This window comes from Rhodococcus sp. PSi06 (assembly GCF_054960675.1).
On the sequence record NZ_JBHNYO010000010.1, the window covers coordinates 93,713 to 107,562 of the forward strand.

The window sequence follows — 13,850 nt, forward strand, 5'->3', positions numbered from 1 at the left end:
ATCACTCGGGCTCTTCCCTCCCGCACCCTTCCACCGATTCCCAGACCCTCGAGGAAACCCCCGACATGACCAGGAACTTTTTCGACCAGCTGCCCACCGACATCGACGTGGCGATCATCGGCAGCGGCCCCAGCGGTGCGGCCTACGCGCGCATTCTGAGCGAGAGCGCGCCGGACGCGCACGTCGTCACCTTCGAGGTGGGGCCGCTACTGGCCGATCCTCCCGGTGGGCACGTGAAGAACATTGCAGACGACACCGCTCGCGCCCGCGCTCAGCGGCAGTCCGAGGGCCCGACCCCGGCACCCGACACGTCGTCCACCGACACGATGGACGGCTACGCGGACAGCAGGCCGCGGCTTGTTCGCCCCGGAACGTTCCTGCTCGAGCGCGGTTTCAAGGTCCCCGGCGAGGACGGCCTGCCGGCTGCTGCGATGTCGAGCAACGTCGGCGGAATGGGCGCGCACTGGACCGGTGCCTGTCCCCGTCCCGGCGAGGGTGAGCGGATCGAGTTTCTCGACGACCTCGATGGACTCCTCGACGAGGCCGAACGCCTTCTTGCCGTCACCTCCCACGCGTTCGACGATGCGCCCTACACCGCAGACGTGCGCAAGCGTCTCGGCGAGGAGATCGACCCGGGACGCGCACCCGGACGCCACGTCGGCGCAATGCCCCTGGCCGTCAAGCGTGACGAGCGTGGCCGGCTCCACTGGTCCGGTGCCGACGTCGTGTTCGGCGACGTCACACGCGACAATCCCCGTCACCACCTGGTGCCCGAGGCGCTCGTCACCCGTGTCCTGCTCGAGGACGGCGTGGTGCGCGGGGTGCGGGTCACGGACATGACCGACGGCTCGGAGCACGAGGTTCGAGCTCGCTTCGTCGTCGTGGCGGCCGACAGCTTGCGGACCCCGCAGGTGCTGTGGGCTTCCGATGTTCGCCCGAACGCCCTGGGCCGCTGGCTCAACGACCAGCCGCAGAGCGTCTACGCCGTCCGGCTCCGTGACGTCGACGCCGACCGGGTCGAGACATCGGGCCGCGAGGAGTCCGAAATCGTGCCCGAGAGCGGCGTCAGCTGGGTGCCCTACACCGACGCCGAGCCGTTCCACGGCCAGGTCATGCAGCTCGACGCGTCCCCGGTGCCGCTCGCCGAGGAAGACACCTCCGCCCCCGGCACGATCGTCGGACTCGGGTGGTTCTGTGCCAAGGATCTGCAGGAGAGCGACCGGATCGAGTTCTCCGACGACGAGACCGACAGGTACGGCATGCCGGCCATGACGATCCACTACTGCTTGACACCGACCGACCACGAGACCATTGCCGCCTCCCGGACGGCGATGCTGCGGGCCGCAGCTGCTCTCGGTGACCCGCTCGACGACTCGGATCCGATGACGTTCCCGCCGGGAGCGTCGCTGCACGTGCAGGGAACCGTGCGGATGGGCCGGGTCGACGACGGCCGCTCGGTCTGCTCACCGTCCTCCGAAGTGTGGGGCACCGACGGCCTCTACGTCGCCGGGAACGGCGTCATTCCCACAGCCACGGCTTGTAACCCCACTCTCACCTCGGTCGCCATCGCGGTGGCCGGAGCGCGCGCCATCGCCGCGCGCCTCGAAACCGAAGGGAACTGAACATGCTCGACATAGGCGTCATCCAAGGACGAGGCTTCCGCAACGTGGTCGAGGGCGGGCAGGTGACCGGATTCGAGGTTCGGTTGCGTAACCCCAACTACCGCGGGGTTGCAGCGAGCCTCATCGACGGCGTGGAAATCGTGGTCGACGGACACCGCATCGAGGACCATGTCGCGCAGTGGATCGTGCAGGGAAAGCGCTACACCCTCGACGAGCTGCGACGCTCGACCGATGCGCGCTGGAGCCTCGAGGAGGCAGTGACCCTCTTCGTGCCGATGCCGGGCGGGCTCGCGACCGGTCACCACGAGCTCTCGATGAACATCTACATCCGACGCTCGTACTTCCCGCCCGCCATCGAGCGATCCTTCTTCGCCGTCACGGGCAGCGGCATCATCGTGCCCGAGGTACCCGAAGGAGATCTCGGTTTCTGCGTCTCGACCTACAGCTACGCCGGCGAGATGAACACGACGATGACCCTGTCGGACGTCATCGCCGACATCGCCGACCTCGGTGCCACCGGGATCGAGTTGTTGGGGGAGGGCAACGTCTCCGGCTACCCGAACCCCACGAGCGAGTGGACCGACACCTGGCACAGCCTGATTCAGCAGCACGGCCTCACCCCGACCAACTACGGATCGTGGATCGACACGACGCGCTGGTCGGGTCGGAACCTCACTGTGGAGGAGGCCGTCGAGCAGCTCCAGCTCGACATGCGGTTGGCTCATCGGCTCGGGTTCACCTCACTGCGCCCGAAGATCGGTGTCACGTCCTGGGAGCTCGACCCGCACCCGGTCTGGCGCGAGGCGGTGACCCGTTCGCTCGACCTCGCCGCCGAGTTGAACATCGTCATCTGCCCCGAGATTCACGCTCCGACCCCGATCAAGCACCGGGCCACCCAGGGCTACCTCGATTTCATCGCCGAGAGCGGCAGTGACCACTTCAAGCTGCTGATCGACACCGGCATCTTCCAGACCGCGCCGGTGCTCGACAACCCCGAGGGGATCGACTCCGGCGACGGCAACGAGGTGCCGGAACACTTGCGCCCGCTCGCGGTGCCGATGGAAGACCTACGCGAGGTGTTGCCGCACGTGCACTTCATCCAGGCCAAGTTCTTCGAGATCGACGACGACCTCAACGACCTTCACGTGCCGTGGGCACCCATCGTCGACACGCTCCTCGACGCCGGCTGGAAGGGCTGGCTGTCGAGTGAGTACGAGGGTCGGCGCGATCCTTACCGCGGACCCGATCAGGTGCGTCGCCAGCACGCGCTGCTCCGGTCTCTCGTAGCGGATCGCGCGCGCTGACGATCCGGGGGTCGGCTGCGTGCCGGCCCCCGTTCGTCTCGCCCACACCTTTGCACGGGCCCGTCGCGCAGCCGGGTGGCACGCGCGTACCAGGAAGGCGCATGATCGACGAGTGACTTCTCTACCGGATTCCGCACCAGCCCCCTCTGCAATGCGACGAGTGCTACGCCGCGCGCGTGACGGAGTGTCTCTCAACGTCGACGAAGCCACGGTGCTGTTGCACGCTCGCGGTGAGGATCTGACCGATCTGATGGCGTCGGCGTCCCGAGTGCGCGACGCCGGGCTCGAATCCGCGGGTCGACCGAAGACGGTGTCGTACTCGCGCAAGGTGTTCGTACCCATCACGCGGCTGTGCCGCGACAAGTGCCACTACTGCACATTCGTCACGGTGCCGGGCAAGCTCAATGCCGCCGGGCACGGGATGTTCATGGATCCCGACGAGATCATCGACGTCGCTCGAAAGGGTGCCGCGCTGGGCTGCAAGGAAGCTCTGTTCACTCTCGGGGATCGGCCGGAGGAGCGCTGGCCGGAGGCCAAGGCGTGGCTGGATTCCCGCGGCTACGACTCGACTCTGGACTACGTGCGCGCCATGTCCATTCGGGTGCTCGAAGAGACCGGCCTGTTGCCGCATCTGAATCCGGGTGTGATGTCGTGGCAGGAACTCTCGCGCCTCAAGCCGGTCGCCCCGTCGATGGGCATGATGCTCGAAACCACCTCGCGTCGGTTGTTCGAGGAGAAGGGGCAGGCGCATTACGGCAGCCCCGACAAGGATCCGGAGGTGCGGCTGCGCACCCTGACCGATGCAGGTCGACTGAACATTCCGTTCACGACGGGCATCCTCGTCGGCATCGGCGAGACGTTGCGTGACCGCGCCGAGTCGATCATGGCAATTCGTAAGGTGCACAAGTCTTTCGGTCATGTGCAAGAGATCATCGTGCAGAACTTCTTGGCCAAGTCCGATACCGCGATGCGCTCCGTGCCCGATGCGGGCCTCGAAGAGTTCCTGGCGACGATCGCGGTGACGCGCATGGTGGTCGGGCCGTCGATGCGGATTCAGGCTCCGCCGAATCTGGTCGAACCCGAGGAGACCGCCGCGTTGCTCGGTGCCGGCGTCGACGACTGGGGTGGGGTGTCGCCGCTGACGCCCGATCACGTCAACCCGGAGCGGCCGTGGCCGAATCTGGACTCTCTCGCCGAGCTGTCGGCGGCGGCCGGTTATCGGTTGGTCGAGCGCACTGCCGCGCAGCCGCAGTACGTTCTCGCCGGTGCGCCGTGGATCGATCCGCGGATCTCGGCGCATGTGCGGGCCGTCGCGGATCTGGAGACCGGAATGGCGCGCGAGGGCGTGAATCCGACGGGTCTGCCGTGGCAGGAGCCGGACGAGGAGTGGGAGTCCTCGGGGCGGGTGGATCTGAACACCGAGATCGACACCGAGGGCCGGAACACCGAGACGCGCTCGGATCTGGCGAATGCGTTCGGCGATTGGGATTCCATTCGTGAACAGGTCCGCGATCTCGCCGGCCTCGAACGGGTCGATCGAGACCTGGTGTCGGCATTGACGGCCGCGGAGAAGGACCCGGCCGGATTGTCCGACGAGCAGTATCTCGCGCTCGCGACGGCCGAAGGCCCGGGCATGGACGCGGTCGCCGCGTTGGCCGACGATCTGCGCAAGCAGGTCAACGGAGACACCGTCACCTACGTGGTGAACCGGAACATCAACTTCACCAACATCTGCTACACCGGGTGCCGTTTCTGCGCGTTCGCCCAGCGCAAGGGCGACGCCGACGCGTTCACCCTCTCCACCACCGAGGTCGCCGAACGCGCGTGGGAAGCGCACGTCGTCGGGGCCACCGAGGTGTGCATGCAGGGCGGCATCGACCCGGAACTGCCGGTGACCGGTTATGCCGATCTGGTCCGTGCGGTGAAGGCGAAGGTGCCGTCGATGCACGTGCACGCGTTCTCGCCGATGGAGATCGTCAACGGGGCCTCGCGCGGCGGACAGTCCATCCGTGAATGGCTCACCGAATTGCGGGCCGCCGGATTGGATTCGATTCCGGGTACTGCCGCGGAAATCCTGGACGACGAGGTCCGCTGGGTGCTGACCAAGGGCAAGTTGCCCGCTGCCGAGTGGATCGAAGTGATCACCACCGCGCACGAGGTGGGACTGCGATCGAGCTCGACGATGATGTACGGCCACGTCGACAATCCGTCGCACTGGGTCGGGCACCTGAACGTGCTCAAGAAGATCCAGGACAAGACGGGCGGATTCACCGAATTCGTACCGCTGCCGTTCGTGCACCAGTCCTCGCCGCTCTACCTGGCCGGTGCCTCGCGTCCCGGACCGACCAACCGGGACAACCGCGCTGTGCACGCCCTGGGGCGGATCATGCTGCACGGCCGCATCGACAACATTCAGACGTCATGGGTGAAATTGGGAATCACGGGTACACAGGCGATGCTGAACGGAGGCGCGAACGATCTGGGCGGGACCCTGATGGAAGAGACGATCTCGCGGATGGCGGGTTCGCAGAACGGTTCGGAGAAGACCGTCGCGGAGCTGCACGAGATCGCCGACGGCATCGGACGACCGGTTCGTCAGCGCACCACCACGTACGGCCCGGCACCGGAGGTGTCGGTCGCGGGCCTGATCTGACCCTGGGTCCTTATTTTCTGAATTGGAGCTTGCCTGACATGGACGACCGTCGAGTCGCCGCGGTACTGAGCAGTGCCGTAGCCATCATTCATCCCGTGCTCGACATCCTCGCCACCCGCGACCCGATCGGCCTCAAGGGACGGACGTTCCGTAAGTCCTCTGCGGACGATTCGACTCTCGACAACGTCATCGATTTCCTGGCGAAGGCGTTCGACACCACCGATTTCCCGGGAACCGCAGGCTGGGAAGAGCTCGACAGCGATGCTCGTTCGCAGTGGTGGGTCAACCGCATCGGCGCGCTCAACACGGTTGCAGTCGCGTTCCCCGGGGTGTTCGGCATCCTGGTCAACCGGCTGCCGATCCAGGATCTGCTCGGTTTCGCCAACCAGGCGATGGTCCTGGTGGCCGTGGCCCGCGAATCCGGGGTGAACGACCGCGAGACGCACGTGGCGCTGCTCGGAGCGGTGCTGTGCCAGCGGGACCTGACGTCCCTGGCCGACAGCGCACCGGTGAAGAAGGAAGAATCGCCGAAATCCGGCCCGTTCGCGCTGCTGCGCGGAATGTGGCAGATCGCGAACGTGCTGCGCGACGTCACCGGCGAGCTGGAGAAGCGTCCACATCCCCGCGGGTTCTACCGCGTACTCGGTGCCATCCCGCTCGTCGGCGGCGTCGCGGGTTACCTCGGTGAGCGCGGGGCGCTCTCGCGCGCTGCCAAGCAGGGCCGAAAGTGGCTGGCAGCTCACCGGAAGGCTTCGGCTCAGGGCGGCGGAACCACTGCGAAGCAACTACGCAGATAGCTCGATGGGGGCAAGTGAGGCCACCCTGGTCGTTTTGCCTCAGGTTCGGACCGCGATACTAGGATGCTCAGGGCGCGTGAGCGCCCACGATCTATACAGGAGGGGAGAGCAGCAGTGACTTACTCGATTGCAGAACCGTGCGTAGATGTACTGGACAAAGCGTGCATCGAAGAGTGCCCGGTGGATTGCATCTACGAGGGTAATCGAATGCTGTACATCCACCCCGACGAATGCGTCGACTGCGGGGCCTGCGAGCCCGTGTGCCCCGTCGAAGCCATCTTCTACGAGGACGACGTGCCCGAGCAGTGGAGCGCGTACGTCGGTGCCAACGTCGACTTCTTCGACGACCTGGGATCTCCCGGGGGTGCCGCAAAACTCGGCAAGACCGATTACGACCCGCCGTTCATCAAGGCTCTGCCTCCCATGGGTGAGAACTGACACCTTGGCACGCAGAGCGGTGGCAGCGGCGCTGCCCGATTTTCCATGGGATTCCCTGACCGCTGCCAAGGAAAAGGCGTCGGCGCACCCGGACGGCATCGTCAACCTGTCGGTCGGTACGCCGGTGGATCCGGTTGCCGACGTCATCCGGACAGCACTGAATTCGGTTGCCGGTGAACCCGGCTATCCGACGACGGTCGGCACCGTCGCGCTCCGCGAGGCGGCCGTCGCGGCCCTCGAACGCCGCTATTCGATCACCGGCATCTCCGCCGATGCGGTGCTGCCGGCGATCGGCACCAAGGAAATGATCGCCTGGCTGCCGACGCTGTTGGGTCTGGGAGCCGACGACTTAGTGGTCATACCGGAATTGGCATATCCCACTTACGAAGTGGGAGCTCTGCTTGCCGGCGCGAGGATCTTGCGTGCCGACGGCCTGTCTCGTCTCGGACCGGAGCGGGCGTCACTGATCTTCGTCAACTCTCCGTCCAACCCGACGGGCAAGGTGCTCGGCGTCGACCACCTCCGCAAGGTCGTCGACTGGGCACGCGAGCGTGACGCCATCGTCGTCTCCGACGAGTGCTACCTGGGTCTGACCTGGGACGCCGACGCAGTGTCGGTGTTGGATTCGCGCGTGTGCGGCGGCGATCACACCAATCTGCTTGCGGTGCATTCACTTTCGAAGACCTCGAATCTGGCCAGCTACCGCGCCGGCTTCGTCACCGGCGATGCATCCCTCGTCGCCGAATTGCTCGAGGTTCGCAAACACGCAGGAATGATGGTGCCGTTGCCCATTCAGGCTGCGATGACCGCGGCTCTGGCCGACGACGAGCACGAGAACGTTCAACGCGAGCGATACCGAGCGCGCCGAACAGTGTTGAAGGGTGCCGTCGAAGCAGCCGGCTTCCGCGTCGACCATTCCGAGGCCGGACTGTACTTGTGGGCCACGCGGGGCGAACCGTGCCGCGACACCGTCGACTGGCTCGCCGAGCGCGGCATCCTCGCCGCACCGGGAGAGTTCTACGGACCGCATGGTGGACAGCACGTGCGCATCGCACTGACGGCGACGGACGAGCGAATCGAGGCGGCGGCCGCGCGTCTGCGTAGCTAGTGAGCTGAGTGTCCAGTGCGCTGAGTGTCCACAATTCGGCTCGGTGTACGGGATTCCGTTTGTCGATGCGAACAGTGGGCGCTCAGCTGCAGTTGGTCCGTCGACAGCTGGGGGCCACCGGCATTCCGGCTCCGGTGTGAGTTGCAGTGTGCTGAGTGTCCACTATTCGGTTCGGCGCACGGGATCCAGTTTCTCGATGCGAATAGTGGACACTCAGCGGAGTTGGTTCACAGCGAAATCAGTTGGCTTCCGCCCGACCCGGGTGTTCTCATGTACGCATGACCCTCAGCCTGCTGCTCAGCTTCGCCGGCGTGTGCTTCCTGCTGGCCATTCTCCCCGGGCCCGATTCGTTCCTGGTGCTGCGCTACAGCATCGGCGGCCTCAAGCCCGGGATCGCAGCAGCCATGGGCGTCGCGATCGGCGGATTGTTCTGGGCCGTGCTGGTGGCCGTCGGGCTGGCGGCGATCGTGGAGCAGTCTGCGACGGCGTATCGCGTGGTCAAGGTTCTCGGCGGCCTGTATCTGCTGTATCTGGGGGTCAAAGCGTTCCGGGCTCGCCGAAAGAACAAGGTCGCCGGTGAACCGCTGGTACCCGTCGCAGCGTCCGCATGGTCGTCGTTCGGTGCCGGAGTTCTCTCGTGTGCGCTCAATCCCAAGGTCGGACTGTTTTACCTGGCCGTGGTGCCGCAGTTCCTCACCGTGGTCACGTTCACCGGTGCGATGACGCTGGGACTGGTCGAGGTGGTGGTGGCCGCCCTGGTGATGGGGGTGTTCTCCGTCGTCGCCTCACGCGCGGTCGCGCTACTGCGCAAGCCTGCGGTGGCCGACTGGTTGGACCGCATCAGCGCCGGATTCCTCGTAGCCCTCGGTATCGGAACCGTCGCGTCCTCGGCCTAGTGGGTCAGTCGAGATCGGGCTCGCCGACGTCCCAGCCGCCGCGTCGGATGCGCAGGATGTAGACCAGCTCGTTGCTGCCGAATGCTTCGACGGTGGTGAAGCGCTTCGGTTCGGTGTTGACCTCGGGGTTGCGTGCGTGGGCTTCCTCGTAGAGCTGGGTGGCGCGCAGATCTGCCAGTTCCACTCGGGTCCAGAAATCGTCGGACTGCACCGAGTAGACGAGCCGCGGTGCGCCGTCGGTGACGTGGGCGATCTCGATGTCGTCGTCGGAATCCTCGTCCTCGAGGTCCAGGTCGAGATCCTCGTCGGAATCGTCGTCCTGCTCGGCGTCGGTTCCGATCAGATAGACACCCGCCTGCAGGTCACCGGCGGCGACCGTCATGTACTCGGCGTAGTCGCCGGTATCGATTCCGTCCACGTCCATGTATGTACGGTAGCCATGTGCTGCTTCGTTCACTGAATCCACTCGCCGTTGCGCGGGGAGACGATATTCCCGACGCCATCACCATCGACGGAGTATCGCTGTCCCGCGCCGACATCCTGGGCGCGGCGACCTCGGTTGCCGAACGTATTGCCCGGGCCGACCGGCTCGCGATCTCCGCGACGCCGTCGGTGAAGACGGTGCTCGCGGTCGTCGGTGCCCTGATCGCGGGTGTCACCGTGGTGCCGGTCCCGCCGGACGCCGGTGTCGCCGAACGCGAACACATCCTGCGAGATTCGGGTGCGCAGGCGTGGCTCGGTGAGCCGCCGCCCGACGCCAGTGGACTCGAGGTTCTGCCGGTGCGCCAACACGCCCGATCCTGGCACAGCTACGCCGAACCGCAGCCGTCGTCGATCGCGTTCGTGCTCTACACCTCCGGTACCACCGGCCCACCGAAAGGCGTGCTGATCTCTCGCGGTGCCATCGCGGCCGGTATCGACGCGTTGGCGCAAGCATGGAGCTGGACGTGGAAAGACACTCTGGTGCAGGGTCTTCCGTTGTTCCACGTGCACGGACTGATCCTGGGAATGCTCGGCCCGCTTCGGGTGGGCAGCCCGCTGATCCACACCGGTAAGCCGACGCCGGAGTCGTATGCGGCGGCGCGCGGTTCCCTGTACTTCGGGGTGCCGACGGTGTGGTCGCGCATCGCCGCCGACGAGGATTCGGCGCGGGCACTCTCGCATGCCCGTCTGCTGGTCTCCGGCAGTGCGCCGCTGCCGGTGCCGGTGTTCGAGAAGCTGCGCGAACTCACCGGCCAGGCCCCCATCGAGCGGTACGGCATGAGCGAAACCCTCATCACCATCAGTACCCGCGCCGACGGGGAGCGCCGACCAGGCTCGGTGGGACTGCCGATCGACGGCGTCGAGACGCGATTGCGCGGTGAGCACGGCGAAGTGGTTCCCCACGACGGTGAATCCATCGGCGCACTGCAGATCCGTTGCCCCATGCTGTTCGACGGCTACCTGAACAACCCCGAGGCGACGGCGAAGACCTTCACCGAGGACGGCTGGTTCGATACCGGCGATGTCGCCCTCATCGAGCCGGACGGCTTCCATCGCATCGTCGGGCGGGCGTCGACCGACCTGATCAAGACGGGCGGCTATCGCGTCGGCGCGGGGGAGATCGAGACGGTGCTGTTGGGTCACCCGAGCGTCGACGAGGTCGCCGTCGTCGGCGTGCCGGACGAGGATCTGGGCCAACGCATCGTGGCGTTCGTCGTGGGCACCGACATCGAGGATCGGGTGCTCATCGATCTGGTGGCGACCGAACTCTCGATCCACAAGCGGCCCCGCGAGATTCGCGTCGTCGACTCACTTCCTCGTAACGCTATGGGGAAGGTACAGAAGAAGCTGTTGTCGTAGTCGTCAGCGCGGGCGTGTGACGGCGATTAGGTTCGGACCATGACCTCACTCGATGGTGCGCGCATTCTCGTCTTCGGTGCCAGTGGCGGCCTCGGCGGTCCGATCGCCGAACAGCTCGCGAAAGCCGGTGCGCAGTTGACCGTCAGCGGTCGGAGCATCGAGTCCTCGGAGTATCACACGGTGAACGCCGATCTGACGCTGCCGGATTCGGCCGCAACGGTCGTTGCAGAGGCCGTCGAACACCACGGCGGGCTGGACGGCATCGTGATCGCGGCCGGTGTGGTGGCGTTCGGACCGGTCACCGAGGTGGACGACGACACCGTCGACGAGTTGCTGTTGCTCAACTACCTCGCGCCTCTGCGCATTCTGCGCGAAGCGCTGAAGACCGTGGCGACCGGCGGATTCGTGGTCAACATCAGCGCGGTGGTGGCGGACAAGCCGATGCCGAACATGGGGGCCTACTCCGCCAGTAAGGCTGCGGCGAGCGCGCTGCTGAAAAGCGTTCGCACAGAGGCGCGCAAGTCGAAGATCAGGATCGTCGACGTGCGGCCACCACACACCGAGACAGGCCTGGCGACCCGTCCGATCGCCGGGCAGGCACCGAAACTGCCACAGGGCCTGACGCCGGAGTCCGTGGCAGCCCGCATCGTTGCGTCCATCACCGACGACGAGACCGACGTCGGCGCGGACCAGTTCTCGTAGGCTATTGTCGGCTTCGTGACCGAGACACACGTGACCGACGCAGCCAGGAGGCTCGTTCGTCGTCGCACCATCGATTTCGGTCTGGTCTGCACGTCCTCCTGTTCGTAACAGTCGATCGAACCCATCCCCGACGAGCTTTCGCGCTACTCGGGTAGTTCCGGCAACCCTCGAAGCGAACAGGAATCTCTCATGACTACATCTGTGTCCCATCTCGGCGGTGTCATTGCTGCCACCGACGATGCCGTGCAGGCCGACGTGAAGAACGCCAAGGCAGTCTTTCGTGCCTCCGTGACCGCACACGACGCCGTCGCCAGCACGGTCACCCTCGGCAAATTCAGCGTCGAGGTCGACGAGCCGCCGGCCCTCGGCGGCGAGAACACGGCAGCCAATCCCGTCGAGTACTACCTGGCATCGCTGTTGTCCTGCCAGGTGGTCACCTACCGCGTCTGGGCAGAGAAGCTGGGCATCGTCGTCGACGACATCAAGGCCAAGGCCGAGGGTGATCTCGACGTTCGTGGATTCTTCGGTTTCGACGAAGATGTGCGTCCAGGATTCGGTGAAGTTCGCGTCGTCGTCACCGTCAGTGGGCCCGAGACGCGGGAGCGGTACGAGGAACTGCAGCAGGCCGTCGACGATCATTGCCCCGTGCTGGATCTGACGCGCAATCCCACCCCGATCCACACCGTTCTCGAGACGGTCTGAGCCGATGAGCGAACGGACATTCGGCCTGCGTACCAGAGCAATTCACGCCGGAGCGAGGCCTGATCCCGCTACCGGTTCGCGTGCTGTGCCGATCTATCAGACGGCGAGCTACGTGTTCGAGAATTCAGCGGACGCAGGGGATCTGTTCGCTCTGCAGAAGTACGGCAACGTCTACAGCCGCATCGGCAACCCCACCGTTGCCGCCTTCGAGGAGCGCATCGCCAGCCTCGAAGGCGGCATCGGGGCAGTCGCATTCGCGAGTGGGTTGGCGGCCGAGTTCGCGGTGTTCGCAGCCCTTGCGGGGACGGGCGACCACATCGTTGCGGCGGCGGGTCTCTACGGCGGTACGGTGACGCAACTCGACGTCACGTTGCGCCGCTTCGGCGTCGAGACCACCTTTGTTCCCGGTACGGATCCGGCGGATTACGCGGCGGCGGTGACGGATTCGACCAAATTGATCTACGCCGAGGTCATCGGCAACCCGTCCGGCGAGATCGCCGATCTCGAGGGCCTTGCCGCCGTGGCGCACGAGCACGGTATCCCGCTGGTGATCGATGCGACGATGGCCACGCCCTGGCTCAGCCGGCCCATCGAGTTCGGTGCCGACATCGTCATCCACTCGGCCACCAAGTTCCTCGGTGGGCACGGTTCGACGCTGGGGGGAGTGGTGGTCGAATCCGGTCGATTCGACTGGGGCTCGGGCAAATTCCCGCAGATGACCGAGCCGGTGGCCTCGTACGGAGGCCTGTCGTGGTGGGGGAATTTCGGTGAGTACGGCTTTCTCACCAAGTTGCGCAGCGAGCAGCTGCGCGACATCGGAGGTGCACTGGCGCCGCAGTCGGCTTTCACGTTGATTCAGGGCGTCGAAACTCTGCCGCAGCGCATGGACGCGCACGTCGCCAATGCTCGTGTCGTTGCCGAATGGCTCGAACAGGACCCGCGCATCGACTACGTGCGTTGGGCCGGCCTGTCGAGTCACCCCCATCACGATCGGTCCGAAAAGTACTTGCCCACCGGACCCGGCGCTGTGTTCGCGTTCGGAATCGACGGGGGTCGCGGTGCCGGGCAGACGTTCGTCGAGAGCGTTCAGGTGGCGAGCCACGTGGCCAACATCGGTGATGTCCGGACCCTGGTGATTCACCCGGCCAGCACCACCCACCGGCAGCTGAGCGACGATCAACTCCGTGGAGCGGGCGTCGGGCCGGAATTGATCCGCATCAGCGTCGGACTCGAAGACGTCGAGGACATTCTGTGGGATCTGGATCAGGCCCTGACGCAGGCAACCGGAAAGGCACGCTCGTGACCGAACGCACCTGGCAGGGCCCGTCCGCCCAAGAACGTCAGCGAATTCTGCGGGAAACCAAGACTGTCGCGATCGTCGGTGCGTCCAAGAACCCCTCGCGGGCATCGTATTTCGTCAACCGGTACCTGTCGTCGACGAGCAATTACGAGATTTTTCTCGTCAATCCGACGGTCACCGAGATCGAAGGTACGACGGTCTATCCGACCCTCGCGGATCTGCCGAAACCGCCCGATCTGGTCGACGTCTTTCGCAAGTACGACGACCTTCCCGAGGTACTCACCGAAACTGTTGCAGCGCAGGCGAAGACCATCTGGCTGCAGCTGGGGCTGTGGCACGAGCAGGTCGCTCACGACGCCGAAGCCGCCGGATTGAACGTCGTCATGGATCGATGCCTCAAGATCGAGCACGCCCGTTTCCACGGTGGACTGCATCTGGCCGGATTCGATACGGGAGTGATCGATTCGCGTCGGACACGCGGGTAGG

General features: G+C 65.6%; 13 protein-coding genes. 12 read left to right on the top strand and 1 reads right to left on the bottom strand.

All coding sequences use genetic code 11. The annotated features are described in order from the left end of the window. Window positions 1–65: 65 nt before the first annotated feature. From ACFI9K_RS14590 to ACFI9K_RS14620, 7 genes are all read left to right on the top strand, one after another. Complete coding sequence (locus ACFI9K_RS14590; RefSeq protein WP_462664156.1) at window positions 66–1,622, top strand: GMC oxidoreductase; 1,557 nt, start codon at window positions 66–68, stop codon at window positions 1,620–1,622. A 2-nt stretch (window positions 1,623–1,624) separates the two neighbouring features. Continuing rightward, complete coding sequence (locus tag ACFI9K_RS14595; RefSeq protein ID WP_462664157.1) at window positions 1,625–2,926, top strand: C-glycoside deglycosidase beta subunit domain-containing protein; 1,302 nt, start codon at window positions 1,625–1,627, stop codon at window positions 2,924–2,926. 112 nt (window positions 2,927–3,038) lie between these two features. After that, window positions 3,039–5,579 (top strand): bifunctional FO biosynthesis protein CofGH, encoded by a 2,541-nt coding sequence (locus ACFI9K_RS14600; protein ID WP_462664158.1) that lies wholly within the window; start codon window positions 3,039–3,041, stop codon window positions 5,577–5,579. A 38-nt stretch (window positions 5,580–5,617) separates the two neighbouring features. Then, window positions 5,618–6,376 (top strand): hypothetical protein, encoded by a 759-nt coding sequence (locus tag ACFI9K_RS14605; RefSeq protein WP_462664159.1) that lies wholly within the window; start codon window positions 5,618–5,620, stop codon window positions 6,374–6,376. Window positions 6,377–6,490: 114 nt separating this feature from the next. Beyond that, a complete protein-coding gene (gene fdxA / locus ACFI9K_RS14610) occupies window positions 6,491–6,814 on the top strand; it encodes a ferredoxin (RefSeq protein ID WP_008714223.1) in 324 nt (107 codons plus the stop codon). A gap of 19 nt (window positions 6,815–6,833) precedes the next feature. Further along, window positions 6,834–7,922: a succinyldiaminopimelate transaminase gene (dapC, locus tag ACFI9K_RS14615; RefSeq protein WP_462664278.1), complete on the top strand. Its 1,089-nt coding sequence runs from the start codon at window positions 6,834–6,836 to the stop codon at window positions 7,920–7,922. 278 nt (window positions 7,923–8,200) lie between these two features. Beyond that, entirely contained in the window at window positions 8,201–8,818 is a 618-nt protein-coding gene (locus tag ACFI9K_RS14620) for a LysE family translocator (RefSeq protein WP_222093658.1), read from the top strand. A gap of 4 nt (window positions 8,819–8,822) precedes the next feature. On the opposite strand, the gene ACFI9K_RS14625 is transcribed toward ACFI9K_RS14620, so the two are convergent. After that, on the bottom strand, window positions 8,823–9,242 hold the full coding sequence (locus ACFI9K_RS14625) for a hypothetical protein (protein WP_462664160.1): 420 nt from the start codon (window positions 9,240–9,242) through the stop codon (window positions 8,823–8,825). 2 nt (window positions 9,243–9,244) lie between these two features. On the opposite strand from ACFI9K_RS14625, the gene ACFI9K_RS14630 reads away from it, so the two are divergent. The 5 genes from ACFI9K_RS14630 to ACFI9K_RS14650 all read left to right on the top strand — a co-directional run bounded on the left by ACFI9K_RS14630 (window position 9,245) and on the right by ACFI9K_RS14650 (window position 13,849). Beyond that, a complete protein-coding gene (locus ACFI9K_RS14630; RefSeq protein ID WP_462664161.1) occupies window positions 9,245–10,660 on the top strand; it encodes an acyl-CoA synthetase in 1,416 nt (471 codons plus the stop codon). Between the two features lie 39 nt (window positions 10,661–10,699). Next, window positions 10,700–11,362, top strand: a complete 663-nt coding sequence (locus ACFI9K_RS14635) for an SDR family NAD(P)-dependent oxidoreductase (RefSeq protein WP_462664162.1) — start codon at window positions 10,700–10,702, stop codon at window positions 11,360–11,362. Between the two features lie 189 nt (window positions 11,363–11,551). Next, window positions 11,552–12,064, top strand: a complete 513-nt coding sequence (locus tag ACFI9K_RS14640; protein ID WP_462664163.1) for an OsmC family protein — start codon at window positions 11,552–11,554, stop codon at window positions 12,062–12,064. A 4-nt stretch (window positions 12,065–12,068) separates the two neighbouring features. Continuing rightward, on the top strand, window positions 12,069–13,367 hold the full coding sequence (locus ACFI9K_RS14645; protein WP_462664164.1) for an O-acetylhomoserine aminocarboxypropyltransferase/cysteine synthase family protein: 1,299 nt from the start codon (window positions 12,069–12,071) through the stop codon (window positions 13,365–13,367). Further along, on the top strand, window positions 13,364–13,849 hold the full coding sequence (locus ACFI9K_RS14650; RefSeq protein WP_462664165.1) for a CoA-binding protein: 486 nt from the start codon (window positions 13,364–13,366) through the stop codon (window positions 13,847–13,849). Before ACFI9K_RS14645 ends, ACFI9K_RS14650 begins: the two co-directional genes overlap by 4 nt. The last annotated feature ends 1 nt before the right edge of the window (window position 13,850 follow it).